Genomic DNA, 22198 nt, shown 5'->3' with positions numbered 1-22198 from the left:
TATTTTTTATAAGGAAGGAAGCTGTTTCGCAATGAATGAAAAGATCGTTGAAATCAGTATGAACACGTTGGCCGATTGCCTTGGATTGAAATCCGGAGAGACTTTTCTGGTCGTTACCGATGAGAGCCGGAAGGAGCTGGCCGAAGCGCTGCATGAAGCCGGAAAGCGCCTCGGAGCCGAGTCGATGCTGGCTGTCATGACAGAGCGCGCGAAGTCGGGGGAGGAGCCTCCAGAGGCGATTGCGGCCGCAATGACCAAAGCGCAGGTCGTGGTATGCATTACGAAGCACTCGCTGACGCATACGCAGGCCCGCAAGCAGGCGGCAGCTGCCGGAGCGCGTCTGGCTACCATGCCGGGCATCACCGAGGACATGTTTCTGGAAGGCGCCATTGCCGCCGATTATACGCAGGTAAAAGCGCTGACCGAGAAAGTGACGGATATACTGACAAGCGCCCAAACGGTGCGCATCGAGAAGGACGGCCGTTCGCTGGAGTTTTCCATCCAGGGGCGGGACGGGGTACCCAGCACGGGCATGTACCTGGAGCCGGGGCAATCCGGAAACCTGCCTTCGGGTGAAGCCTATATCGCTCCGGTCGAAGGAACGGCCGAAGGTCAAATCGTTGTCGACGGCTCCATTGCCGGCATCGGCAAGCTGTCGGGCCCGATCGTGCTGACCGTGGAAAAGGGACGCCTGACCGCGGCCGAAGGCGGGCCGGAGGGAGAGAAGCTGCTGCAGATGCTCGGCGATGGGGACGGCCGTCTGCTTGGCGAGTTCGGCATCGGTACGAACGAGAAGGCCCGGATCACCGGCGTGGTGCTGGAAGACGAGAAGGTGTACGGTACCATCCACGTGGCCTTCGGCAGTAACAACACGTTCGGCGGCGTCGTCGCTGCAGGCGTGCATATCGATTGCGTCGTCGGCAAGCCGGATGTGTATCTGGACGGCCGTCAAATCATGAAGAGTGGGGAATTGAACGGCTGAACGCTGTAGTGTTCTAGCGGAATGCCATTGCTTGAGGGGGAGAGACATGGGACGGAACATGATACGAAACCGCTTCGAGATGGAGGGAAGCGTGCCGGACGAAACGCACCTGAACGGGACGATCCAGGTTCTGACCAGCCATGAGTCCGTCCGGAGCTTTACGCCGGAGGAGGTGGCGCCGGCCGCGCTTGAAGCGATCCTGACGTCCGCCAGAAGCGCACCTACTTCCTCCAACCTGCAGGCTTACAGCATCATCGTTGTCCGGGATGCGGACCGGAAATCGCGAATTTCGGCACTGTCGGGCCACCAGGGGTTTATCCAGGAAGCGCCGCTGATGCTGATTTTTTGCGCGGACATCCATCGGCTGAAATATGTTACGCGGCGACAGGGCTACGACTTTAAGGCGGACACGCTGGAAATGTTCCTGCTGTCATCCGTCGATGCTGCCCTTGCGATGCAGAACGCCCTGGTCGCTGCCGAAGCGCTCGGTTACGGCGCCGTCCCGGTCGGGTCCGTCCGCAACCATCCGGAGGAGCTGGCGCTTGAGCTCGGCCTTCCCGAGGGGATGTTTGCCGTGGTCGGCTTGGCGGTCGGCCGGGAGCGTGAAGGGGTGCGCAGAGGGGTGAAGCCCCGCCTGCCGATGAGCGTTACGGTTCATGAAGAACGATATTCGGCCGCCGCATTGGACGAAGGGCTGAAGGCGTACGATGAGCAAATGATATCACGCCGATCGTATGACGGCCGCCGGGTCTCGATTGCCGGTGAACCGGAGAAGGAAGGAGCGGATTATGGCTGGTGTGAGCACACGGCCAGACGCTGCACGCGACCGGAGACGATCGCGCCATCGTCAAGCTTGAGAGAGAATTTACGGGAAGTTTTGATGCGGAGAGGATTTTCCTTGCGATAGGCGAGAGGGGGATAACACCATGGATGTACTGGAAACCATCAAGGCAAGGCGCAGCGCGCGTTCTTTTACCGACCAGCGGCTTGATAGGCATATCGTGGAGGCGATCGAGGAAGCCATTCTTCACAGCCCGTCGGCAAGCAATGCGCAGGAATCGCATTTTGTCATCGTTCAGGACGAAGTGCGGATCCGGCATATCAAGCGGTTTGCGCAGGGGCTGTCGGGGCAGCCGGCAGCGGTGGTCGTTCTCTGCAGCAATCATCAGGAGGCACTGGCACGGGGCGGAGCAGACAGTGCCGACACGCTGCGGTTCATTAATTTGGGGGTCGCCGCTTCCGCGATCATGCTCACCGCCCAATCGCTCGGCGCGTCCAGCTGTCCGGTCCGGTCGTTTCACGCACCGTCCATTGCAGCCATCACCGGTTTGCCTGAGGAAGTGAAGCCCGAGCTGCTGATCAGCCTCGGCTACGCCGACAAGCCGCCGCGTCCGAAAACGTCGAAGCCGCCGAAGGAGATGATTTCATTTGAACGCTACGGAAGCTAACCCGGGGGCCGGGGATATGGGGGAGCGAATGCTGGATTTTGCGGCCTATGTGCTGACCAGCGCCCGCGCCCTCTACCGTGAGCCCCAGTCCTACGGCCCGATGCGGCTGGCGGATACGCTGGAGAAGGGGCTGGAGCTGCTGCAATCCGCCGGGATCCGGGACGAGACGGTGGAGCAAGCCATGGCTGCTGTCCGCGAATCCCGGCCGGTGGCGATGACGGACCCTGATGGCTTTGCCGAAGCCTTGGACCGGGCGATCGCCGTGCTGGTCCAAGCGACGCTTGAGGGGAAGCCCAAAGCTTAGCAGCTCGCCGCAACGACGAGAGCCGTTGTTCATATTACACCGCAGTCCGGCTGGCCGGCTCTGCGGTGTTTTTCGTCATGCGGGCCATTATAATAAAGGCATGACCATCCATTTTCTACAAAGAAGGAGAACAACGAACGATGCAGCATCAGGTGACGGAACATTGGGACGAAGCGATGTGGCAGCAGGCGGAGCCGGTTTATGAGGAGGCCTTTCCGGAGCATGGGCGGAAAACGAAAGCGATCATCATGCGCATGTTTGAAAGGGGACTGTGTGCACTGCACGTCTGGAGCGAAGGCCAAACCGCAGCGGCCATGGCCCTGACGGGGACGGATGCCAAGGAAAACCTGCTGGTCATCGATTATATTGCGGTACGGGGAAGTTCAAGGGGACAAGGTGTCGGACTTGCCTGCCTCCGGGATTTGCGTGAATGGGCCGACAGCAGGGGTTATAGAGGTATCGTGATCGAAGCGGAAGCCGATCCATCGGAAGAAAACGCCGGCAGAATCGCCTTTTGGAAAAAGGCCGGTTTTACGCCGACGGCGTACGTGCATTCGTACATTTGGGTGCCTGAAACGTACCGGGCGATGTACCTCAGCCTTGATCCCGAGCATCCCGTCGAATCGCATGACGGCGGCGAGGAGCTGTTTCAGTCGATCCTGCGCTTTCACGAAAAGGCCTACCGCCGTCCGAGCAAGTCATGAGCGCACCGCCTGTTCGCCCGGAAACAGAAGGGAATGAACTCTCCCGGCCGGGTATGGTATGATAGAAGAACAGCTTTGGTCCGCAGGGACAAGCATTTTAGACTTTCAAGGACGTGAATCGAATGGACTTATTCTCTTTCCAGCTGGACGCGAATCCGGGCGCACGGCTCTTGGCCGACCGGATGCGGCCGACCACGCTGGATGAATATATCGGGCAGGAGCATATCGTAGGTCCCGGCAAGCTGCTCCGCCGGGCGATCGAAGCCGACCAGGTATCCTCCATCCTCCTGTACGGGCCTCCGGGATGCGGTAAGACGACGCTCGCCCATATTATTTCGCAGCATACGCAGGCGGACTTCGTCCGGCTGAATGCGGTAGACGCTTCCGTCAAGGATGTCCGCGAGGTGATTGACCAGGCCCAGACCAATAAATCGATGTACGGAACGAAAACGATCCTCTTTCTGGACGAGGTGCACCGTTTTAACAGCTCGCGCCAGGACGCGCTGCTGCCTGCGGTGGAGAAGGGGACGATTATTTTTATCGGAGCGACGACGGAGAACCCATTCCATTATGTGAACGGCGCCTTGATGAGCCGCTCGACGCTGTTCCAGCTTCATCCGCTTACTAAGGAGCATTCCATGCTGGCGATGAAACGGGCGCTGCAGGATCCGGACAAGGGGCTCGGCTTCATGAAGCTGAAGGTCGATGAGGAAGCTCTCGATCATATTGCGACGATGGCGAACGGGGATATCCGGCGCGCGCTGAATGCGCTGGAATTGGCGGCATTGACGACGCCTCCCGAGGCGGACGGAACCGTCCATATCACGCTCGAAGTGGCGGAGGAGTCCATCCGCCGGCCGATCGTGCGCGCGGACGAGTCGACCCAGTATGACGTGCTTTCGGCGTTTCATAAGAGCATCCGCGGCTCAAGCGATGCCGCGCTGTTCTGGTTCCTCTACGCGGTGGAGAAGCTGGGCATGGACCCGATGGTGTTCATCCGCCGGCTGATTGCCGCCAGCAGCGAGGATATCGGGCTGGCAAACCCGCAGGCGATGGTTCAGGCCGTCAGCGCGCTGGACGCTTACCGGAACAACGGCTGGCCGGAGGCGAAGCTGAACATTGCGCAGGCGATCCTGTTTGCGGTGGAGAGCCCGAAATCCAACAGGGTTTATACGGCGATTTCGAATGCGATGTCCGCCATGGACGAGATCAAATCCGCGGAAGTGCCGCTTCACTTGCGGGATACGCACTATAAGGGCGCCGTCAAGCTGGGCCATGAAGGGTACAAGTACCCGCATAATTATCCCGGCCATTATGTGAAGCAGGACTACCTGCCGAAGGAAATCGCCAGCCGGGTATTCTATGAAGCGTCGGAGCAGGGCAACGAGGCGAAAATCCGGCATAACCAGCAGCTTCGGAAGGATCAGTCTTAAACCGCCGGTGCCTGGGAACATACTTCGATTGGGGATTAGTTTTGCAATGACAGCAGGATAATAATGATGGCGGGGAGAATCTTTAAGGACGGCATGCAAAAAACCGCCGGCCCTCGAAAGAGCCGGCGGTTTGCACATATGCTTTGCGTTTAGATGGCAGCTTCGTATTGAACTTTTTCCACCTTGTCGATCGTTCCGCCGCCCAGGCACACATCGTCCTGGTAGAACACGACGGCTTGGCCGGGTGTAATGGCCTTTTGCTTCTCGGCAAACGCAACATGGACGCTGCCGTCCGGCAGCCATTCCAGCGTAACCTTCTGGTCGGGCTGACGGTAGCGGAACTTGGCGGTGCATTGGAAGGGCTCTTTGGGCACGGCCCCTTGTCCCGCGATCCAGTTCACGCCTGAAGCGATGAGTCCAGTGGAGTACAGGCTGGGATGCTGATCCCCCTGCACGACGTACAAAATGTTCTTCTCCAGATCCTTGTCGGCCACGAACCATGGTTCGCCCGAGCCGGAACCGCCGATGCCAAGGCCTTGGCGCTGTCCGAGCGTGTAGTACATGAGGCCGTCATGGCGGCCTTTGACTTCGCCGGTGGCGATATCGACCATTTGGCCGGATTGGGCAGGCAGGTATTGGCTCAGGAACTCTTTGAAATTGCGTTCTCCAATAAAGCATACCCCAGTGCTGTCCTTTTTCTTGGCGGTGTAGAGCCCGGCTTCCTCCGCAATTCGGCGGACCTCCGGTTTAGGCAGATGTCCGATTGGGAACATCGCCTTCGACAGCTGCTGCTGATTGAGCGCGTTCAGGAAGTAGGTCTGATCCTTGTTGCTGTCCACGCCGCGCAGCAGCGTATAGACGCCGTCCTGCTCAACAACGCGGGCATAATGGCCGGTGGCTACATATTGGGCGCCCAGATTCAGCGCTTTCGTCAGAAATTCGCCGAATTTAATCTCGCGGTTGCACATGACATCGGGATTTGGTGTGCGGCCCAACTTATATTCATCGAGAAAATAGGAAAATACTTTATCGTAATATTCCTTTTCGAAGTTCACCGTGTAATAAGGAATGCCGATCTGCTCGCAGACGCGGCGGACGTCCTCGGCGTCGTCTTCCGCGGTGCAGTTGCCGAATTCATCGGTGTCATCCCAGTTTTTCATAAAAATGCCGATGACGTCGTAGCCCTGCTGCTTCAGAAGCAGCGCGGTGACGGATGAGTCGACACCGCCGGACATCCCGACGACGACACGTATATTTTGATTATCTGTAGACAAAAGTCATCACCATTTTCATATGAGATTGTGCCCATAGCCTCTATTTTAACACATTTGTCCACAGATCACACCACATAGGTTGTCCACCGGTCGCGAACATTTCTTTGTTTTGTCATTGTTTTTTAAACCAAAACGGAGCCGGATATGTTAACATAGGCTAGGGAAATGATCGGAATACGCAGATATGGAAAAGCTTACATAAGCTGTATTCTCTTGGATTCACCACCCGCATGTTGAACCAAAACCATTGATAACGATACATGAGTAAGAGCTAAATAGATTGCAACTCAAGTTTCGAAATTTGAACCCCCTGTTGTAATAGGCTTATCCAAGCCCTTCAACATGAAGTTTTTGAGTTCATTCTATATAGATACCATGAATTTTACTGAGAGAGGTGCCACCTTTGAAAATATCGACAAAAGGCCGTTACGGCTTGACAATCATGATGGAGCTTGCTGCCAAATACGGCGAAGGGCCGACATCCCTGAAGAGCATTGCCGAGAAAAACCAACTTTCCGAGCACTATCTGGAGCAGCTGATCGCTCCGCTCCGGAACGCCGGACTCGTTAAGAGCATCCGCGGCGCTTATGGCGGTTACATCTTATCGCGTGAAGCTTCCGAGATTACGGCCGGTGATGTCATTCGCGTGCTCGAGGGGCCGATTTCGCCGGTTGATTTTACAGAAGAGGATGATCCGGCCAAACGTAATCTTTGGCTGCGGATCCGTGACGGAATCGCCAACGTGCTGGATTCGACGACGCTTGCCGACCTGATTTCCTACCAGGAGAAAGAGACGTCCGAGAACTATATGTTCTACATCTAGACTACAAGCTGCAGCCACTCGCCCCTTGCGAGTGGCATTCGGCTTTGCAAACGGCGTACCTTCTGAAAGGATAGTCAACTTCCAAAGTTTTGTAAGTAAATGTTTTCCAAATTAAAAACAGACCCGCTTCGGCGAGTCTGTTTCCGGTTGTTACTGTTGACGGAACTGGTTGTTGAACCCCGTTTGGAAGCCTTGCGGCTGCTGCGTTTCCATATATCCCGATACCGGCTGGGATACGGAGCTCACCATTTGCTGGGCCAGGCTGGAGATTTGCTGCAGTTGTTGAATGGCGCGCTGGTGGCCTTGAAGGGCGGATTGAATCATTTGCGACGTTTGCTGCTCACGCTGAGCGAGCTGCTCCAGCTGCATCGCATTTTGCTGCTCCTGCTTCAGCATTTGCTGGTAAGCCATAGAAGCTTGTTGGGTTTGCTGCGTCAGCTGATGAATGATTTGGTTGATTTGCTGGGATTGGGAATACGGGTTCATGTCATGACCTCCATAGCGGGATTGGATTACCGACATATTATGACTGCCCGGAAACCGTTCTATCCGAGCCAAACCCTGTATGAACAGGCTCCAAATCCCTGATCTGAATACAACAATTTCACTGGACATCATAAGCGAAATACTACACAAGACCAAGGTGGTGTAATCATGAAATCAATCTATTTGGACCATGCGGCCTCCACTCCGGTACATCCGGAAGTGGCGGAAGAAATGATGCGCGTCATGACCGGACAATACGGCAACGCCTCCAGCGTTCACGCATTCGGCCGTGCGGCCAAGCGCACCGTCAGCGGGGCAAGGGACCGGATCGCCAAGTTTCTCGGCTGCCTGCCCGATGAGATCGTCTTTACCGCCGGGGGCACGGAAAGTGACAACCTCGCCTTATTCGGCGCAGCCTCCATGCGCAGGTCTAAGGGGAACCACATCATTACGTCGTCCATCGAGCATCATGCTGTGCTTCACGCCTGCGAAGAGCTGGAGAAGGAAGGTTTCCGTGTCACTTACCTGCCGGTAGACCACACCGGACGGGTTCAGCCCGAGGATCTGGAAGCGGCATTGTCGGAGGATACGATTCTGATCAGCATCATGTATGCGAACAACGAGGTAGGAACGATTCAGCCGATTGAAGAAATCGGGAGAATCGCCCGAAGCAGAGATATCCTTTTTCATGTGGACGCCGTTCAGGCTCTTGGAGCGCTGCCCATCAACTGCCATGAGCTTCCGGTCGACATGATGAGCTTTTCCGCGCACAAAATCAACGGACCTCAAGGTGTAGGAGCGCTATACGTCCGCAAAGGACTGGTCATCGCACCGCGCCTTCACGGCGGACTCCAAGAGAAAAAGCGGCGCGCCGGAACGGAAAATATGGCTGGAATCGCTGGCTTCGGCAAAGCCGTGGAGATTGCTTCCCGCCAGATGGAGCAGCGAAGAGAGCATGATCTTCGTTTGCGCCAGACCTTGATCAGCACGCTGGAGCAGGGGATCGGCAGGGACGCTTTTGTAATCAACGGCCATCAAGAGGAATGCCTTCCCCACATCGTGAACATCAGCTTCCCGCAGACAGATACGGAGACGCTTCTGATGAATCTCGACATGGAGGGCATCGCCGCGGCCAGCGGTTCGGCATGCACTTCAGGCTCGCTGGAGCTGTCCCATGTGCTGGAGGCCATGCAGCTGCCTCAAAATGTTTTGCGTTCGGCGATTCGATTCAGCTTTGGTTTGGGTAATACTACTGAAGATATGGAGTACACAGCCCGAAAAATTGAAACCATTCTGCGTCGTCTTACGTAAGAAAGGTAGGGATTCTCCATGGATGGAGAGGGAGGGATGAGTGCTCCATACCGTTCGCGAGACAAATCGACCTGCGCGTGCCGCATTGGATTAGCTGACTTCGGTGGTAACGTGAAGGGATTCGTTTCAATTTTGAAGAGGGTAAGGTGGGATCCTGGCCATGAAATTCCAAGAGATGATCGGACTTGCCGTATTTGATGTGGAAGAAGGCAAGGAGATCGGCAAAATATACGATATTATCATCACCGAAGATTGGAAAATTCAAGGTCTTGAGCTAGAAGGCAAAGGGTTGTTCTCCAACACAGCGAAGACGGTGTCCTGGGAGGACGTCGTTGCTTATGGCGAAGATGCTGTGATGATTCGTAATAAACAGGCTGTTCGCAAGACGGATGCCGACGACATACAATACACCTATCTTTTGGGTAAAAATAAATTAAAGGATCTGGACGTGCTTACTGAGGACGGTACGATGCTCGGTAAAGTGACGGACGTTTATTTTGACCAGGAAATGGGAAATACAATATTAGGTCTCGAAATAAGCGACGGATTTGTTTCGGATTTGATTGAAGGGCGGAAATGGCTGCCTTGCACCACGGAAATGTCCATAGGGGAGAATGCGGTCATGGTTCCGCCTATGAGCGAACAGCGTTTGGAAAAAGCCATTAATTCTGTTAACGGATAGGTGATCAATGAATATGAGATGTCCTAACTGCAATTCCAAAGATATAGGAAAAATCGGTTCCCACCAATTTTACTGCTGGGGCTGCTTTATTGAACTGACGGTGAACGGGGAGAAAATGTCCGTATACCAGGTAGAAGAGGACGGTACGCTCAGCTCGCTGGACGATTTGTTCTTTGAGGAGATTCCTCAGGATTTTCCTCATCTGCACGCTTCCTCTTAAACAATATGCATGTACCGGTCAGAACATTTCCGCAGACCCTCGGGTCCTAACGAATATTTTTCTGATTTATGCTGCGTAAATGGAGCCGCCCCTTCCGCTAATTGTGGTTTGTCTTCACTTGGCCACGGCCCGCAAGGGGGATTCACCCGGCAGCTTCAATCCTTATTATTGGTTACATAGCACGCACCCACAGCGGAAGAAGCATACACGGTCTTATTGCCGTCATCTTGGAAACCCGTACCCGTTTTTGCCTGCACGGCAGAATCAGGTATCCGGGTTTCTTTGCGTTTACCCATAGTTCTCCTCCTAAGGCCGCCAATAGGTTAAATTCGAATTTCGGGACATATACTAACTTGACAGCACGTCCGGAAGGAGGAGACAAGGGTGGATAAACTGACGGCTAATAAATGGTTCCGGGGGATGATTTGGGTCCTGCTCGGTCTGATTATTCTGTATTTCGTTTGGCTGCTGCGGCCGATGTTCATGAATATCTATCAATTTCTGAAAGCGATCCTGGCCCCCTTTGTCGTGGCGATGATCATTTCCTATGTGCTTAATCCGGTAGTAAGCATGCTGGCCGCGCGGAAAATGCCGAGGGGAATCGCCGTGCTGCTCATTTACGCCGTCTTTCTGACCTGCCTTGCTGTGATTCTGATCAATCTGATCCCGATGCTGATCGAGCAGATGGAGGAACTGAACGAGCATTTGCCGGAGATGACGATGCATGCCCAGAACATCATGAACAACCTGGATAATCGGGGGGTTCCGGTGGGGATTAAGGAGGGCGTGGATCAGTGGCTGCTGCAGTGGGAGGACCGGCTGGCCAAAGGCATCTCCAATTTCATGGACCATATCGGCAGTACCATTAACATCGTGCTGAACATTTTCATCATCCCGTTTTTGATTTTCTACATATTAAAGGACTTCGACGTTTTTGAGCGGGCGGTCGTATCGCTGCTGCCGCGCACCCGGCGCAAGGCTTCCGTCAGATTGCTGAAGGAGATCGATGAGGCGCTCGGGAATTATGTCCGCGGGCAGTTCCTGGTGTGTCTCATTGTCGGCATTCTGGCCTATATCGGATATATGATCGTCGGCATGCCGTATGCCCTGCTGATGGCGAGCATCGTTGCGGTATTCAACATCGTGCCCTACCTCGGCCCGTTCCTGGGCGCGGCGCCTGCGGTGGTCATGGCTTCGACGATATCCTGGAAAATGGTGCTGATGGTCATCATCGTGAACTGGCTGTGCCAGCTCCTGGAGAGCAATATCGTATCGCCCCAGGTCGTGGGGAAGAAGCTGCATCTTCACCCGATGCTCATTATTTTTGCCCTTCTGGTCGGCGGGGAGATCGCAGGGGTCGTCGGACTCATTCTGGCGGTGCCTTTATTCGCGGTGATCAAGGTCATCATTCAGCACTTCTTTGCCTATTACGTCAAGCGGAAGACGACGTAGAGCGGTTTGACAAGCGTCCGCGCTATCGGATATAATTCAGACAATACTATGCAAAAACGGACAAAACGGCGATGAAATGAAGTACGGCAGTTCCTCCTTGTTCAGAGAAGGGCTCCTTCACGGTGAGCGTGACGGCTGCAAGAGCCCCCAAGCGATACTGTCCGGAAAGCTGATTTCGGAGTGTGACAAATTCACCGGCTGGCCCCGTTAACGGCCTTAACAAGGCGATCGCCTGATCATTCAAGCTGGCAGCCGGCGTATGGCGCCCGGCAGTCGTTCAGGCGGTAACCAGGGTGGTACCGCGAATTCATTCGTCCCTGATCTGATCAGGGGCGTTTTTTACGTTTATCCGTCCATTTGCATGCAATATACGAGAGAGCTGGAGGCTGTTTAATATGAAAGCAAGTGAAATACGTTCCAAATGGCTTGAATTTTTCGCAAGCAAGGGACACCAGATCGAGCCGAGCGCTTCGCTCGTGCCGCATAACGATCCCTCCCTGCTGTGGATCAACGCGGGTATGGCCCCGCTGAAGCCGTATTTTGACGGACGCATCAGTCCCGAAAATCCCCGGCTCACGAACTCGCAGAAGTGTATCCGTACCAACGATATCGAAAATGTAGGCAAGACGCGCCGGCATCACACCTTTTTTGAAATGCTCGGCAACTTCTCCATCGGCGACTACTTCAAGGAAGAGGCCATTACATGGGCATGGGAATTTCTGACCAGCAAGGAATGGATCGGATTCGATGCGGAGCGCCTGTCGGTCACGGTATATCCGGAGGATGAAGAAGCCTTTAAGCTCTGGAACGAAAAGATTGGCCTGCCGGCCGAGCGGATCGTGAAGCTGGAGGATAACTTCTGGGACATCGGCGAAGGCCCTTGCGGTCCTTGTACGGAAATTTTCTATGACCGCGGCGAAGCCTATGGCGACCTTTCTGATCCGGAAATGTACCCGGGCGGGGAGAACGAACGCTTCCTGGAGGTGTGGAACCTCGTCTTCTCGCAGTTCAACCACAACAAGGACGGCTCCTACACGCCGCTCCCAAACAAGAACATCGATACCGGAGCGGGCCTGGAACGCTTTGCATCCATTTTGCAAAACGTCGACTCCAACTTCGACACCGACCTGTTCCAACCGATCATTCAAAAAACGGCAGAGCTGGCCGGCGTTAAATACAATGCCAGCGTAGAGGGCGACGTCGCGCTGAAGGTCATTGCCGACCATGTGCGTACCGTTACGTTTGCGGTGGCCGACGGCGTGCTTCCGTCAAATGAAGGACGCGGCTACATCATCCGCCGTTTGCTGCGCCGCGCCGTACGTTACGGCAAAGTGCTGGGTCTTGACCGTCCGTTCCTGTACAGCCTGGTGGAAACCGTCGGCGACATTATGGGCGTATACTACCCGAACGTGGTGGAGAAACGCGAATTCATCGAGAAGGTGATCTCCACGGAGGAAGAACGTTTCCATGAGACGCTGTCCGACGGCCTGGCGATCCTCGAGGAAATCAGCAAGCAGGCGCTGGAGCAGGGCACGAAGCAGATCGGCGGCAGCGATGCATTCAAGCTGTACGATACGTATGGTTTCCCGTTCGACCTGACGGAAGACTATGCGGCTGAGCATGGGCTGACCGTTGACCGCGAAGGCTTTGACGCAGCGATGCAGGAGCAGCGCGACCGCGCGCGTGCAGCCCGTCAGGAGAGCGGTGGCATGAAGGTTCAGGGCGGCGTCCTGTCCGATTATACGGTTAAAAGTGAATTTGTTGGATATAATGACACGGTAACCGAGTCGAAAATTGTGGCGATCATTGTCGATGACGCCATGGTGGACATCGCCGGGGAAGGACAGAGCGCCCAGGTGGTGCTTGACGTCACTCCGTTCTATGCTGAGAGCGGCGGCCAGGTCAGCGACCAGGGTCTGCTGCGCGGCGGATCGGTGACGGCTAGAGTGGAGGGCCTCTTCAAGGCGCCGCACGGACAGCATGTGCACCAGGTGACGGTGGAAGCCGGGGAGCTCAAGGTCGGCGAGACCGTCAAGGCGGAGGTCGATCATGACAAACGCAGAGACATCGAGAAGAACCATACGGCGACCCACCTCCTTCATAAAGCGCTGAAGGAAGTACTCGGCACCCACGTCAATCAAGCCGGATCGCTCGTTGAGCCGCAGCGACTGCGCTTCGACTTTTCGCATTTCGGCAGCATCACGCCGGAAGAACTGACGGATATCGAACGCCGCGTGAATGAACAAATTTGGAAGGGCACTAATGTAACAATTGAATATAAATCGCTCGACGAAGCCAAAGCGATGGGCGCCATGGCGCTGTTTGGCGAGAAGTACGGCAGCATCGTCCGCGTCGTGCAGGTCGGCGATTACAGCTTGGAGCTGTGCGGCGGATGCCACGTGAACAACACGTCCGAGATCGGAATCTTCAAGCTGGTTAGCGAAAGCGGCATCGGCTCGGGGGTACGCCGGATTGAGGCGGTAACCGGCCGCATGGCATACGAATTCCTGGAAGGCCAGCTGTCGCTGCTGAAGCAGTCCGCAGAACTTCTTAAATCGAATCTGCACGACGTGCCGAGACGGATTGAAGCGCTGCACGGCCAGCTGAAAGAGCTGGGACGCGAGAACGAGTCGCTTCAGAGCAAGCTGAGCACGATCGAAGCCGGCCAGCTCACCGAACAGGTGAAGCAGGTGAACGGAAGAGAACTGCTCGCTGTCCGCGTCAATGCGGGAAGCATGGATGGCCTGCGCTCGATTGCCGACGAACTGAAGGGCAAGCTCCCGAATGCCGTGCTGGTTCTCGGCGCAGCGATGGACGAGAAGGTGAACTTCGTCGTTTCCGTTCCGCAAGAGCTCGTGAAGTCGGGGCTTCATGCAGGCAAGCTGGTGAAGGAGATCGCGGCAGTCTGCGGCGGCGGAGGCGGCGGACGTCCCGATATGGCCCAGGCTGGCGGCAAGGACGCCAGCAAGCTGGAAGACGCTTTGAAGCTGGCTGAGCAATTGGTTGGATCTGGAATTTAGGTATATCATCTTTGCCTTCTGCATCCAATACATTGTAAAGAGTCCGGCGGCTACCCGGGACTTTGTAAATTTTTTGTTTTTTATTTCCGTGGAATTTCCTTCGGCGCGGCCCGGTATGGTATGATAGAAAAAGTAGGAAACCTTAAAGATTCAATTCGTCAAAGCATGCATGGACATGTTTTTGAAGAAGCGAGGTGTCACAAATGGATTCCATGGATAAGACAGTCAAGTTTAACGTGAAGGGTGATGAGAAGGAGGCCTCCGCGAAGGATATCCTTCTGACGGTATACGACGCGCTGGTGGAGAAGGATTATAACCCGATCAACCAGATCGTCGGCTACCTGATATCCGGAGACCCCGCTTATATACCGCGCCAGAACAACGCGAGAAGCCTGGTTCGAAAAAAAGAGCGTGATGAGTTGATTGAAGAGCTGGTCCGGTTCTATCTAGCCAATCACCGATAGGAGAGCTTTATGAGAATTATGGGACTCGATTACGGGGACCGCAAAATCGGGGTGGCCGTGAGCGATATGTTCGGCTGGACCGCCCAGGGGCTTGAAGTGGTCGAACGCCGCCGCGACGGGGCGGAAATGCAGCGAATTGCGGATCTGGTCCGCGAGCAGGAAGTGGAAGAAATCGTGGTTGGCCTCCCGAAGAACATGAACGGCAGCATTGGTCCGCGCGGCGAAATCTGCATTGCGTTTGCAGACCAGCTGAGAGACATGCTGAACTTGCCGGTTCATCTGTGGGATGAGCGGTTGACGACGGTATCCGCCGAAAGGACGCTGCTTGAAGCGGATGTCAGCCGGAAGAAACGCAGGCAGGTCGTGGATAAGATGGCTGCCAGCTTGATTTTGCAAAACTATTTGGACTCTAAGAGTAAAAGGTGAGGGTGATACAAATGGCTAATGACCGTAATCGTATGGAAGAAGAAGAACCGGAAATTATTTATATTCCCGATGACGAAGGCAATGAAGAGGAGTTTGAAGTCATCATGAAATTCGAGGTCGACGGCTCGGACTCCAAGTATATGATGGTCGTTCCGCTTGACTCCGAGGATGATGACTCCGACGAGGTCTATGCCTTCCGCTATGAGGAGGACGGAGACGATTTGAAGCTGTATATGATCGAGGACGACGAAGAGTGGGAAATCGTCGAGGAAACGTTCAATACGCTGGTTGCCGAACTTGATGGAGGGAATGAACATGAATGATTTCTCTGCAGATCAGGCCGTATGGACTTCCAAACTGAAGGAAGCCTTTGGTCCAACTGTGGAACTGGAAGATGAGGACGGAGTCACTTCCGTCTACGATCTTACAGCTGAGTTTGAAATCAACGGTCAGAGCTATGCTGTGCTCCAAAAGCCAGGAGATCAAAGCGGAGAATTCGATATCCTGAAAGTGGTCTCCTCGCCTGAAGGAACTCTTGGGCTTGTCACCATAGATGATGACGATGAATGGGAAAATATCAGCGAGCTGTACGACGAAATGACCTTTCCTGAGGACAGCGAAGATTAATCGGGCACAAGGTTTGATCAAGTACCAAAATTGATAACTCCGGAGTCCCCGCAAAGACAGCGGAATGCGTGAAACGGAGCATTGCGCTGCTTTGTGGGGATTTTTTTGGTTATGGAGGGTTGGATCGGTTTGAAAGCTGCCAAAAAGGCTCTGGTGGTGCTGGTGATCGTCTTGGTGATCATTGCCGGTGGGGCCTATTACGTCTGGAACGGCATGCAGCCGGTGAAGGCTTCGCAGAATGCCGTCAAGTTTACCATTGAGCAAGGAATGGGAACTTCGCAAATTGCCGGGGTTCTTAAGAAAAGTGGACTCATTAAAAACGATATGTTCTTTAAAATCTACTTGAAATGGAAAAACCAGGGCTCCCGTTTTCAGGCGGGAACCTATGAGGCGAAGCCGGGGGCAACCTACGACCAGCTGATTGCCAAGCTGAACAGCGGCGAAGTGGTGAAGGCGGAAATGATCCGCATTACGATTCCGGAAGGCTATACGCTGGAGCAGATCGCAAAGACGGTGGGAGAAGCAAGCCAGAGTGATCCGGCCGCGTTCGTAAAGCTGGCGGATACCGGCGGTCAGACGGACGTACCGGCCTTTAAGGAGATCCCCGCGGATACTTCGTTAAAGCATAAGGCGGAGGGGTACCTATTCCCGGACACGTACGAATTTAAAAAAGGGACCGGGCAGGAAGAGATCCTGACCCGAATGCTGGAGCAAATGCAGAGCAAGCTGGATCAGATCCCTGATCTGGAGCAGAAGCTGAAGGCTCATGGCCTTACATTGCACGAGATGCTGACGGTGGCTTCGCTCGTCGAACGGGAGGTTGTGGTCGACAAGGAGCGTCCGCTTGTTGCGGGTGTCATCTACAACCGCCTGCACAAGGAGATGAAGCTGGAAATCGACGCTACGGTGCAATACGCTTTGAAGGAGCCGAAGGAACGGCTGCTGTATAAGGACCTGAAGGTGGACAGTCCATATAACACGTATTTGCATCCGGGGCTCCCGCCAGGACCGATCTGCAGTCCGAGCATCGCTTCGATCGAAGCCGCATTATCGCCGGAAGCTTCCGATTATTTGTATTACGTGACCAAGAAGGACGGCTCGCATGAGCATTTATTTGCGAAGACGTACCAGGAGCATTTGAACAACATTAAGAAAAGCAACAGCAATGCGAAGCAGTAGCTGCAGGGCAATTATCGCCCAGAATCCGTTTGCCGCTGCGAGCACCAAAGCACCTCAGACTCTGCCGGAGACACGCGCTTCCGCCGGGTCCGGGGTGCTTTTTAAGTACTGTAGTTTCGCCTGGAAATCGTTCAAAATGTTAAAATTCGTTTGGGGAGAGGGTGGCGTGAATATGACTAGACAAGTGATACCGTGGACTAGCGGCCGCTGGTCGACGGAACCGGCTGCTTGTGAAGAGAAGGATGGGGAGCTGATCGTTGAAGCGTGCCAGGGTAGTGATTATTGGCAAACGACCATGTACGGTTTTGAACGGGACAACGGCCACTCGCTTTTGCTGCCATGGGATGGGGAAGAAGCGGTAGAGGTAACCTTTCGTTTGACCGCCTTCGATCATTTGTATGATCAGGCGGGGCTGATGTTATGGAGCCATGGGCAGCAGTGGATCAAAGCCGGAATCGAGATGAATGACGGCGTCCCTCATCTCGGAGCGGTCGTGACCCACGGCTATTCGGATTGGTCGCTTGCTCCCGTCCCGGAGTGGATGGAGAAGATCGTGACGATCCGGGCATCCCGTCTGAAAGATGCGGTTATTATCAGAGCACGAACGCAAGGGGAAGACTGGAGAACCGTCCGCGTATGCCGGCTTACTCCGGATGAATGGCAAGCGGGACCGTATTTGTGCGCGCCGACGAGTGCTGGGCTCAAAGTGGCTTTTACCCGATGGGCAACGGCTAAGCCGGATGTGGATGTGCATGAACAGCCGCCGGAGTTGTAAGGACGGCCATGCCTGACGGCTGAGCCTGCTCCTTCGCGGGAACAGGTCGACTTCATCGGCGAAAAAGGCTGCAGACTCTTGTCCGAACCCGGACGGAGGCTGCAGCCTTTTGGTGGTTGAATTCAAATTGGTTGTTTCTTAAAGCCGGCCGTATCAAACAGCCGCCAGTGTTATGCTTGCAAATCCAAAGGGACTGGAGTGAGCCGTTCGATGGACAGCATGACCCGGATCGCTTCCATTTCAAGGTAGCTGGTGATGACATGGTCCGCCTGGGACAAATCCTGCCGGCCGGATCCGGGGTTAAGGTACCCGATGCAGCGCATGCCTGCGCTCCTTGCGGCTTTGACCCCATTGCGAGAGTCCTCGATGACCAGGCATGATGAGGGCTCGGCTCCCAGCAGCTTGGCGGCCTGCAGAAAAATGTCGGGTTCCGGCTTGCCGGACTTCACTTCTTCCCCGGAAAGCCGCACGCTGAAAAAGGCTCCAAGTCCGGTGCGTTCCATGATGAGCCGGATCAGGGACGGAGGCGAGGAAGAAGCTACCGCAAGCGGCACCTGACGGCTGCGCAGCCAATCCAGCCAAGACGTTACGTGGGGAATCGGCTGCAGTTCGGAGTGTGCTGCCATGATGTCCAGCACGTTGTTCTGATGATAGGCGAGCACTTCTTCCAGCGGGAAGGAGAGCTTATGCTTCTCCAGCACCTGCCTCCACATGGACTCCAGCGTTACTCCCACGTAGCCGTGATGCTCCTCTTCCGTTACGGGAGCGCCGAAGTGGGCGAAAGAGCTGCGCTCAATCTCAAAATAGATCGGTTCGCTGTTTACGAGCACGCCGTCCATATCAAAAATAACGGCCTTTACCGGCGGGCCCTGCCATTCCTGCTTCTGCAATGTCATAAGCTTAACGCTCCTTTGTCGTTATTTTTCGCGCCTAAACGGCTTCAGACCGATTGCAGAATGACCTTGATCGCCTGGGACGAAGGGCTCAGCGAACGCCCGTCCAGATCACAGCCCAGGGCTTGGAAGGCTTCCCGGTATCGGGCCAAGGGATAGGTGTGGGTTATGATTTTTTGTGCGGGGATAATTTGGCGCTCGATCATGTAATGGGCGGTGGAAAAGGTGCCCAGGGAATCGATCGAGCCGATGATTTTGAGGCTCCGGTCGACGACCTCTTTGGGATTAAAGGTACTGACGCCGTCTCTTAAGCCGACAAGCATGAGGTAACCGCCGTTTGCCAGGCTTGGAAGCACCTGCGTTCCGACCACGCCTGTCGTATCGACGATAAGATCCACCTGTCCGCCACCGGATGAAGCCTCCGCTACCGCCGTTTCGAACGAATCATAAGTTCTCCAGCGTTCCGGGGCGATACTCTCGGCGATGGCGAGCCTTTCTTTGGAGATGTCCACAATGCTTCCCGTTACGCCTTTGGAAGCCAGGGCATAGCTGTACAGAATGCCGATGGGCCCGGCACCGAGAACAACCGTGCGAAAATTCGGCAGGAGCCGGATTTGGTTGATTCCTGTCAGGATGCAGCTTAGCGGCTCCGTTAAAGTGGCCTCCTCGTAGCTGACATGATCCTTTAATGGATATAAAAAGCGGTCTTCGGTAACGTAATAATCGGTAAAGGTTCCGTTGGCGCTGACCCCGGTTTCCGTCACAGACTTATGGACGCAGTGATTTTGCCGGCCAGTTCGGCACATCTCACAGTGCCCGCAGTAATAAGTCGGGTCGATCACGACCCGGTCGCCTGGCTTCAGCGTGGTGACTCCCCTGCCGACGCTAACGACATCTCCTGCCGATTCGTGGCCCAGGATGACGGAAGATACCGCATGATATTTGCCGCTCACAATGCCCAGATCGGTCCCGCACACGCCGGTGGCGCGAATGCGGACGAGAACCTGATGTTCCTCTGTAATGGACGGCTCCGGCCGTTCCTCAAGCGTTACGTCCCATGCCGATTTGTATACCAATGCCTGCATCACGTATTACCTCCTTGGATATGGATATTTGACTTTTGCGAACATTAGCAGACCTGTTAACCGACGCTTGCCAGAACCGCGTCCAGTCTTTCCACGATCGTTACGATCTCATCCGTCGTTACGGTCAGGGACGGTCTGACCTTGACCACGTTTCCGAATCCGTATCTGGACCCGCGGAGGATTAGATGCTGATCGGCAAAGGCGCGATCGATGACCGCGTTGGTCTTGGCGACATCCGGTGCCCCGTCCTCGTCCACGATCTCCAAACCCCACATCAGCCCGACTCCGCGTGCTTCGCCGATGCAGTCGTATTTAGTCTCAAGCTCATGCAGCAGGTCGCCGAGTATTTCGCCTTTCAGTTTGACTTCATCCAAAAATCCAGGCTCGGATACGACCTCCAGGGTGGACTTGGCCGCCGTAACGGATATCAGATTGCTGCCCGAGGTGAAGGAGTGCTCGTGCTTCTCCAGCACGTCCAGGCGGGATTGCATCAGCACGGCCGCCACCGGAACGCCGATACCGCCCAGGCCCTTGGCAAGTGTGATCATATCCGGCTGAATGTCGAACCGTTCGCTGGCGAACATGTAACCGGTCCGCCCGATTCCGGTCTGAACCTCGTCCGCGATCAGAAGCAGCCCGTGTTCGTCGCAGAGCTTGCGCAGCAGCTTGAAATATCCTTCAGGTGGAACGATATTCCCTCCGTTGCCGAGGATCGGCTCGATGATGATGCAGGCGACTGATCCGGAGCTTGCGTATTCGAGGTGGTCATGGATCGATTCGATGCATTGAAAACCGCAGTTCGGGCGGGAGGCGTTAAAGGGACAGCGGTAGCAGTAAGGAGCGGGAACATGTACGCTGTTCGCGGCAGTCGAGTTGGGGAAGTGCTTGCGCCGGAATGCGTTGCCGGAGATGGCGGTGGCAAACTGGGTTTGGCCGTGATGGGACAGAAACAAGCTGACGATGTCGGTGGCCTGCGTATATTTTTGCGCAATCTTGGTCGCGCATTCGTTGGCCGTGGAGCCGGTAATATCCCGCATCCAGCCGGTATCGATCCCATTCGGGGCGTGCTCGGTTAATTGGTCCAGCACTTCGTTCACATACGGTTCGGTAAAAGTGGAGGACATGTGAGTCAGGCGTCCCACCTGCTCCTGAACCTTTTCGACGACATGCGGATGGTTGTAGCCGAGCGAAAGATTGAACGTTCCGGACACGCCGTCCAAATACTCCGTGCCTGCATCATCGACCAACGTAATCCCTTTTCCAAACTTGAAACGGTTTGTGGTTAAGGTTTGCATCCGTCTTCCCTCCAAAGGTTCATTTTCATTTCGGTAATATGTTGTTAGATGAATATTATATTTCCGTATGGACATCGGATCTACCAAAAAGGGGGCCATCATCCTTCATTGCCGTGCCCCAGAAGGCTGCCTCCAAGCTTATGTTTCCTGGATTGCTGCTGCTTGGTGAGGATCAGGGACGCCACCAGGATCAAGCTGAACCCGGCAAGGATCCAGACGGCCATTCCGGCCGACCACTGATCCATCGACCAGCCGATCAGATACTGCAGCACCGCGCCGCCGATCCCGCCGGATGCGATCAGGATGCTGGTGGTTGTCTCCGTCATTCCCGGAATGAGCACGTTGGCATATACGAGGGCGATGGAAAACAGCCCGGACATCGAGACGCCGACTCCAAAGACGAGCAGGTAGGCTGTCCATTCGTTCGCCCATAAAGCGAACCCGATCGTAAAGGCGAGGGTAGCCGCCGTGCTCCAGACCAAAAACGGGATATACCTTACCGTTTCCGCGATTCTACCCACGAACAGCCGGCCGATGACCATAGCAATCCACAGGATGGTGACGCCAAGGGAAGCGAGTGAATCTTTAACGTGCACCTTCTCGATCAGAATGGAGGGCAGAAAATTCATCAGCCCCAGCTCAAGACCCATATATACAAAGAAAAAGACAATGAATATACCCAGCAGCCCGGCGTATCTACCCCGGTAGCGGCTTTTCTCCGGAGAACCAGCGGATACCGCCTTGTCCAACCGTGCGGAGCTCTCTGCCGGCATGGCCAGCCACAGGATCAACAGCATCAGCGATACCAGAGCAACCGTAAAAAAGGTGAGGAACCAGGCGTCCATCGTAAGAAACAGGCTGACCGCCGCGGGAATAAGGAGCGCTCCCAGACCGAAGTAAACGTCAAGCTTGGTCATGGCGACCGCTTTCTGTTCTTCGGCAAATTCAATCGTAAACGCGCCGATCGAAGACTCAATGATGCCGGAACCGAAACCGACGAGCAGGGTCATCAGAATGATCCAGGTCCAGGACGGAAGGCTCCCCATGACAATGCAGGCTGCGGTGACGCAGGCCAAGGAAACAGCAAGCATCCGCTTTCGGCCGAGCTGGGCTGACATGAAAGGCGAAGCCGTTACTCCGGCGAGAAAGCCGAGAAACTGCAGGAACAGCAGCGTTCCGCCGTCACCGTAATCCTTATGGTAATGGGCCAGGAGGACGGGAAGCATCGCGCCAAGCACCACGCTGGTGATTCCGATCAGCAGGTAAAATCCGCAGCTTAAGGCAAACAACCTCCGCAAGAACTCACGCTCCTTTG

25 protein-coding genes are annotated in these 22198 nt (G+C 55.1%); 18 read left to right on the top strand and 7 right to left on the bottom strand.

What is annotated here, in order from left to right; genetic code table 11:
• Positions 1-31: 31 nt before the first annotated feature.
• From GCU45_RS07825 to GCU45_RS07800, 6 genes are all read left to right on the top strand, one after another.
• A complete protein-coding gene (locus GCU45_RS07825) occupies positions 32-982 on the top strand; it encodes an aminopeptidase (RefSeq protein WP_152398559.1) in 951 nt (316 codons plus the stop codon).
• A gap of 46 nt (positions 983-1028) precedes the next feature.
• Entirely contained in the window at positions 1029-1889 is an 861-nt protein-coding gene (locus tag GCU45_RS07820; protein ID WP_152398558.1) for an NADPH-dependent oxidoreductase, read from the top strand.
• A gap of 19 nt (positions 1890-1908) precedes the next feature.
• A complete protein-coding gene (locus GCU45_RS07815; RefSeq protein WP_152398557.1) occupies positions 1909-2430 on the top strand; it encodes a nitroreductase family protein in 522 nt (173 codons plus the stop codon).
• A complete protein-coding gene (locus tag GCU45_RS07810) occupies positions 2411-2734 on the top strand; it encodes a DUF6092 family protein (protein WP_244364470.1) in 324 nt (107 codons plus the stop codon). The genes GCU45_RS07815 and GCU45_RS07810 overlap by 20 nt, the downstream gene beginning before the upstream one ends.
• Positions 2735-2874: 140 nt before the next feature.
• Entirely contained in the window at positions 2875-3438 is a 564-nt protein-coding gene (locus tag GCU45_RS07805; protein WP_152398556.1) for a GNAT family N-acetyltransferase, read from the top strand.
• Positions 3439-3560: 122 nt separating this feature from the next.
• A complete protein-coding gene (locus GCU45_RS07800; RefSeq protein ID WP_152398555.1) occupies positions 3561-4871 on the top strand; it encodes a replication-associated recombination protein A in 1311 nt (436 codons plus the stop codon).
• A gap of 149 nt (positions 4872-5020) precedes the next feature.
• On the opposite strand, the gene mnmA is transcribed toward GCU45_RS07800, so the two are convergent.
• Positions 5021-6145 carry a tRNA 2-thiouridine(34) synthase MnmA gene (mnmA, locus tag GCU45_RS07795; protein ID WP_326104071.1) on the bottom strand — a complete coding sequence of 375 codons (1125 nt, stop codon included), beginning with the start codon at positions 6143-6145 and terminating at the stop codon, positions 5021-5023.
• A 403-nt stretch (positions 6146-6548) separates the two neighbouring features.
• Between mnmA and cymR the strand changes: the two genes are divergently transcribed.
• The gene (gene cymR, locus GCU45_RS07790; protein WP_076169637.1) at positions 6549-6968 is read left to right on the top strand and encodes a cysteine metabolism transcriptional regulator CymR; all 420 of its coding nucleotides are present in this window, start codon (positions 6549-6551) and stop codon (positions 6966-6968) included.
• 150 nt (positions 6969-7118) lie between these two features.
• Here the strand turns inward: cymR and GCU45_RS07785 are convergent, their stop codons facing one another.
• Positions 7119-7454, bottom strand: coding sequence for a hypothetical protein (locus tag GCU45_RS07785; protein ID WP_076169638.1), 336 nt, complete (start codon positions 7452-7454; stop codon positions 7119-7121).
• A gap of 168 nt (positions 7455-7622) precedes the next feature.
• Here GCU45_RS07785 and GCU45_RS07780 point away from each other — a divergent pair, with 168 nt between their 5' ends.
• From GCU45_RS07780 to GCU45_RS07770, 3 genes are all read left to right on the top strand, one after another.
• The gene (locus GCU45_RS07780) at positions 7623-8765 is read left to right on the top strand and encodes a cysteine desulfurase family protein (protein WP_152398554.1); all 1143 of its coding nucleotides are present in this window, start codon (positions 7623-7625) and stop codon (positions 8763-8765) included.
• A gap of 160 nt (positions 8766-8925) precedes the next feature.
• The gene (locus GCU45_RS07775; protein WP_076169640.1) at positions 8926-9447 is read left to right on the top strand and encodes a PRC-barrel domain-containing protein; all 522 of its coding nucleotides are present in this window, start codon (positions 8926-8928) and stop codon (positions 9445-9447) included.
• 13 nt (positions 9448-9460) lie between these two features.
• The gene (locus tag GCU45_RS07770; protein ID WP_076169641.1) at positions 9461-9667 is read left to right on the top strand and encodes a hypothetical protein; all 207 of its coding nucleotides are present in this window, start codon (positions 9461-9463) and stop codon (positions 9665-9667) included.
• A gap of 155 nt (positions 9668-9822) precedes the next feature.
• Here GCU45_RS07770 and GCU45_RS33735 read toward each other — a convergent pair whose 3' ends face one another.
• Positions 9823-9963: a hypothetical protein gene (locus GCU45_RS33735; protein WP_167527093.1), complete on the bottom strand. Its 141-nt coding sequence runs from the start codon at positions 9961-9963 to the stop codon at positions 9823-9825.
• A gap of 88 nt (positions 9964-10051) precedes the next feature.
• Between GCU45_RS33735 and GCU45_RS07765 the strand changes: the two genes are divergently transcribed.
• The 8 genes from GCU45_RS07765 to GCU45_RS07730 all read left to right on the top strand — a co-directional run bounded on the left by GCU45_RS07765 (position 10052) and on the right by GCU45_RS07730 (position 17610).
• Complete coding sequence (locus tag GCU45_RS07765; protein WP_152398553.1) at positions 10052-11119, top strand: AI-2E family transporter; 1068 nt, start codon at positions 10052-10054, stop codon at positions 11117-11119.
• Positions 11120-11514: 395 nt separating this feature from the next.
• Complete coding sequence (gene alaS, locus GCU45_RS07760) at positions 11515-14139, top strand: alanine--tRNA ligase (protein ID WP_152398552.1); 2625 nt, start codon at positions 11515-11517, stop codon at positions 14137-14139.
• A gap of 203 nt (positions 14140-14342) precedes the next feature.
• Entirely contained in the window at positions 14343-14603 is a 261-nt protein-coding gene (locus tag GCU45_RS07755; protein ID WP_076169644.1) for an IreB family regulatory phosphoprotein, read from the top strand.
• 9 nt (positions 14604-14612) lie between these two features.
• On the top strand, positions 14613-15029 hold the full coding sequence (ruvX, locus tag GCU45_RS07750) for a Holliday junction resolvase RuvX (protein WP_076169645.1): 417 nt from the start codon (positions 14613-14615) through the stop codon (positions 15027-15029).
• An 11-nt stretch (positions 15030-15040) separates the two neighbouring features.
• On the top strand, positions 15041-15352 hold the full coding sequence (locus GCU45_RS07745) for a DUF1292 domain-containing protein (protein WP_076169646.1): 312 nt from the start codon (positions 15041-15043) through the stop codon (positions 15350-15352).
• Complete coding sequence (locus tag GCU45_RS07740; protein ID WP_116229388.1) at positions 15345-15656, top strand: DUF1292 domain-containing protein; 312 nt, start codon at positions 15345-15347, stop codon at positions 15654-15656. Before GCU45_RS07745 ends, GCU45_RS07740 begins: the two co-directional genes overlap by 8 nt.
• A gap of 111 nt (positions 15657-15767) precedes the next feature.
• On the top strand, positions 15768-16835 hold the full coding sequence (mltG, locus tag GCU45_RS07735) for an endolytic transglycosylase MltG (RefSeq protein WP_208837107.1): 1068 nt from the start codon (positions 15768-15770) through the stop codon (positions 16833-16835).
• Positions 16836-17007: 172 nt separating this feature from the next.
• On the top strand, positions 17008-17610 hold the full coding sequence (locus GCU45_RS07730) for a DUF1349 domain-containing protein (protein WP_152398551.1): 603 nt from the start codon (positions 17008-17010) through the stop codon (positions 17608-17610).
• A gap of 170 nt (positions 17611-17780) precedes the next feature.
• On the opposite strand, the gene GCU45_RS07725 is transcribed toward GCU45_RS07730, so the two are convergent.
• From GCU45_RS07725 to GCU45_RS07710, 4 genes are all read right to left on the bottom strand, one after another.
• Complete coding sequence (locus GCU45_RS07725) at positions 17781-18506, bottom strand: HAD family hydrolase (RefSeq protein WP_152398550.1); 726 nt, start codon at positions 18504-18506, stop codon at positions 17781-17783.
• A gap of 44 nt (positions 18507-18550) precedes the next feature.
• Entirely contained in the window at positions 18551-19588 is a 1038-nt protein-coding gene (locus GCU45_RS07720) for a zinc-dependent alcohol dehydrogenase (protein WP_152398549.1), read from the bottom strand.
• A 56-nt stretch (positions 19589-19644) separates the two neighbouring features.
• Positions 19645-20883 carry an aspartate aminotransferase family protein gene (locus tag GCU45_RS07715; protein WP_152398548.1) on the bottom strand — a complete coding sequence of 413 codons (1239 nt, stop codon included), beginning with the start codon at positions 20881-20883 and terminating at the stop codon, positions 19645-19647.
• 98 nt (positions 20884-20981) lie between these two features.
• Entirely contained in the window at positions 20982-22181 is a 1200-nt protein-coding gene (locus tag GCU45_RS07710; protein WP_152398547.1) for an MFS transporter, read from the bottom strand.
• Positions 22182-22198 lie beyond the last annotated feature (17 nt).

The sequence above is a fragment of the Paenibacillus cellulositrophicus genome (assembly GCF_009363095.1).
Lineage (GTDB): Bacteria > Bacillota > Bacilli > Paenibacillales > Paenibacillaceae > Paenibacillus_AQ > Paenibacillus_AQ favisporus.
This window is presented reverse-complemented; position numbering and strand designations above follow the sequence as displayed.

Excerpts from the sequence above, each read along its gene's own strand:
- GCU45_RS07825 (WP_152398559.1), top strand. The coding sequence starts at position 32 with ATGAATGAAAAGATCGTTGAAATCAGTATGAACACGTTGGCCGATTGC.
- GCU45_RS07820 (WP_152398558.1), top strand. The coding sequence starts at position 1,029 with ATGGGACGGAACATGATACGAAACCGCTTCGAGATGGAGGGAAGCGTG.
- GCU45_RS07815 (WP_152398557.1), top strand. The coding sequence starts at position 1,909 with ATGGATGTACTGGAAACCATCAAGGCAAGGCGCAGCGCGCGTTCTTTT.
- GCU45_RS07805 (WP_152398556.1), top strand. The coding sequence starts at position 2,875 with ATGCAGCATCAGGTGACGGAACATTGGGACGAAGCGATGTGGCAGCAG.
- GCU45_RS07800 (WP_152398555.1), top strand. The coding sequence starts at position 3,561 with ATGGACTTATTCTCTTTCCAGCTGGACGCGAATCCGGGCGCACGGCTC.
- GCU45_RS07785 (WP_076169638.1), bottom strand. The coding sequence starts at position 7,454 with ATGAACCCGTATTCCCAATCCCAGCAAATCAACCAAATCATTCATCAG.
- GCU45_RS07780 (WP_152398554.1), top strand. The coding sequence starts at position 7,623 with ATGAAATCAATCTATTTGGACCATGCGGCCTCCACTCCGGTACATCCG.
- GCU45_RS07775 (WP_076169640.1), top strand. The coding sequence starts at position 8,926 with ATGAAATTCCAAGAGATGATCGGACTTGCCGTATTTGATGTGGAAGAA.
- GCU45_RS07770 (WP_076169641.1), top strand. The coding sequence starts at position 9,461 with ATGAGATGTCCTAACTGCAATTCCAAAGATATAGGAAAAATCGGTTCC.
- GCU45_RS33735 (WP_167527093.1), bottom strand. The coding sequence starts at position 9,963 with ATGGGTAAACGCAAAGAAACCCGGATACCTGATTCTGCCGTGCAGGCA.
- alaS (WP_152398552.1), top strand. The coding sequence starts at position 11,515 with ATGAAAGCAAGTGAAATACGTTCCAAATGGCTTGAATTTTTCGCAAGC.
- GCU45_RS07755 (WP_076169644.1), top strand. The coding sequence starts at position 14,343 with ATGGATTCCATGGATAAGACAGTCAAGTTTAACGTGAAGGGTGATGAG.
- ruvX (WP_076169645.1), top strand. The coding sequence starts at position 14,613 with ATGAGAATTATGGGACTCGATTACGGGGACCGCAAAATCGGGGTGGCC.
- GCU45_RS07745 (WP_076169646.1), top strand. The coding sequence starts at position 15,041 with ATGGCTAATGACCGTAATCGTATGGAAGAAGAAGAACCGGAAATTATT.
- GCU45_RS07740 (WP_116229388.1), top strand. The coding sequence starts at position 15,345 with ATGAATGATTTCTCTGCAGATCAGGCCGTATGGACTTCCAAACTGAAG.
- mltG (WP_208837107.1), top strand. The coding sequence starts at position 15,768 with ATGGAGGGTTGGATCGGTTTGAAAGCTGCCAAAAAGGCTCTGGTGGTG.
- GCU45_RS07730 (WP_152398551.1), top strand. The coding sequence starts at position 17,008 with ATGACTAGACAAGTGATACCGTGGACTAGCGGCCGCTGGTCGACGGAA.
- GCU45_RS07725 (WP_152398550.1), bottom strand. The coding sequence starts at position 18,506 with ATGACATTGCAGAAGCAGGAATGGCAGGGCCCGCCGGTAAAGGCCGTT.
- GCU45_RS07720 (WP_152398549.1), bottom strand. The coding sequence starts at position 19,588 with ATGCAGGCATTGGTATACAAATCGGCATGGGACGTAACGCTTGAGGAA.
- GCU45_RS07715 (WP_152398548.1), bottom strand. The coding sequence starts at position 20,883 with ATGCAAACCTTAACCACAAACCGTTTCAAGTTTGGAAAAGGGATTACG.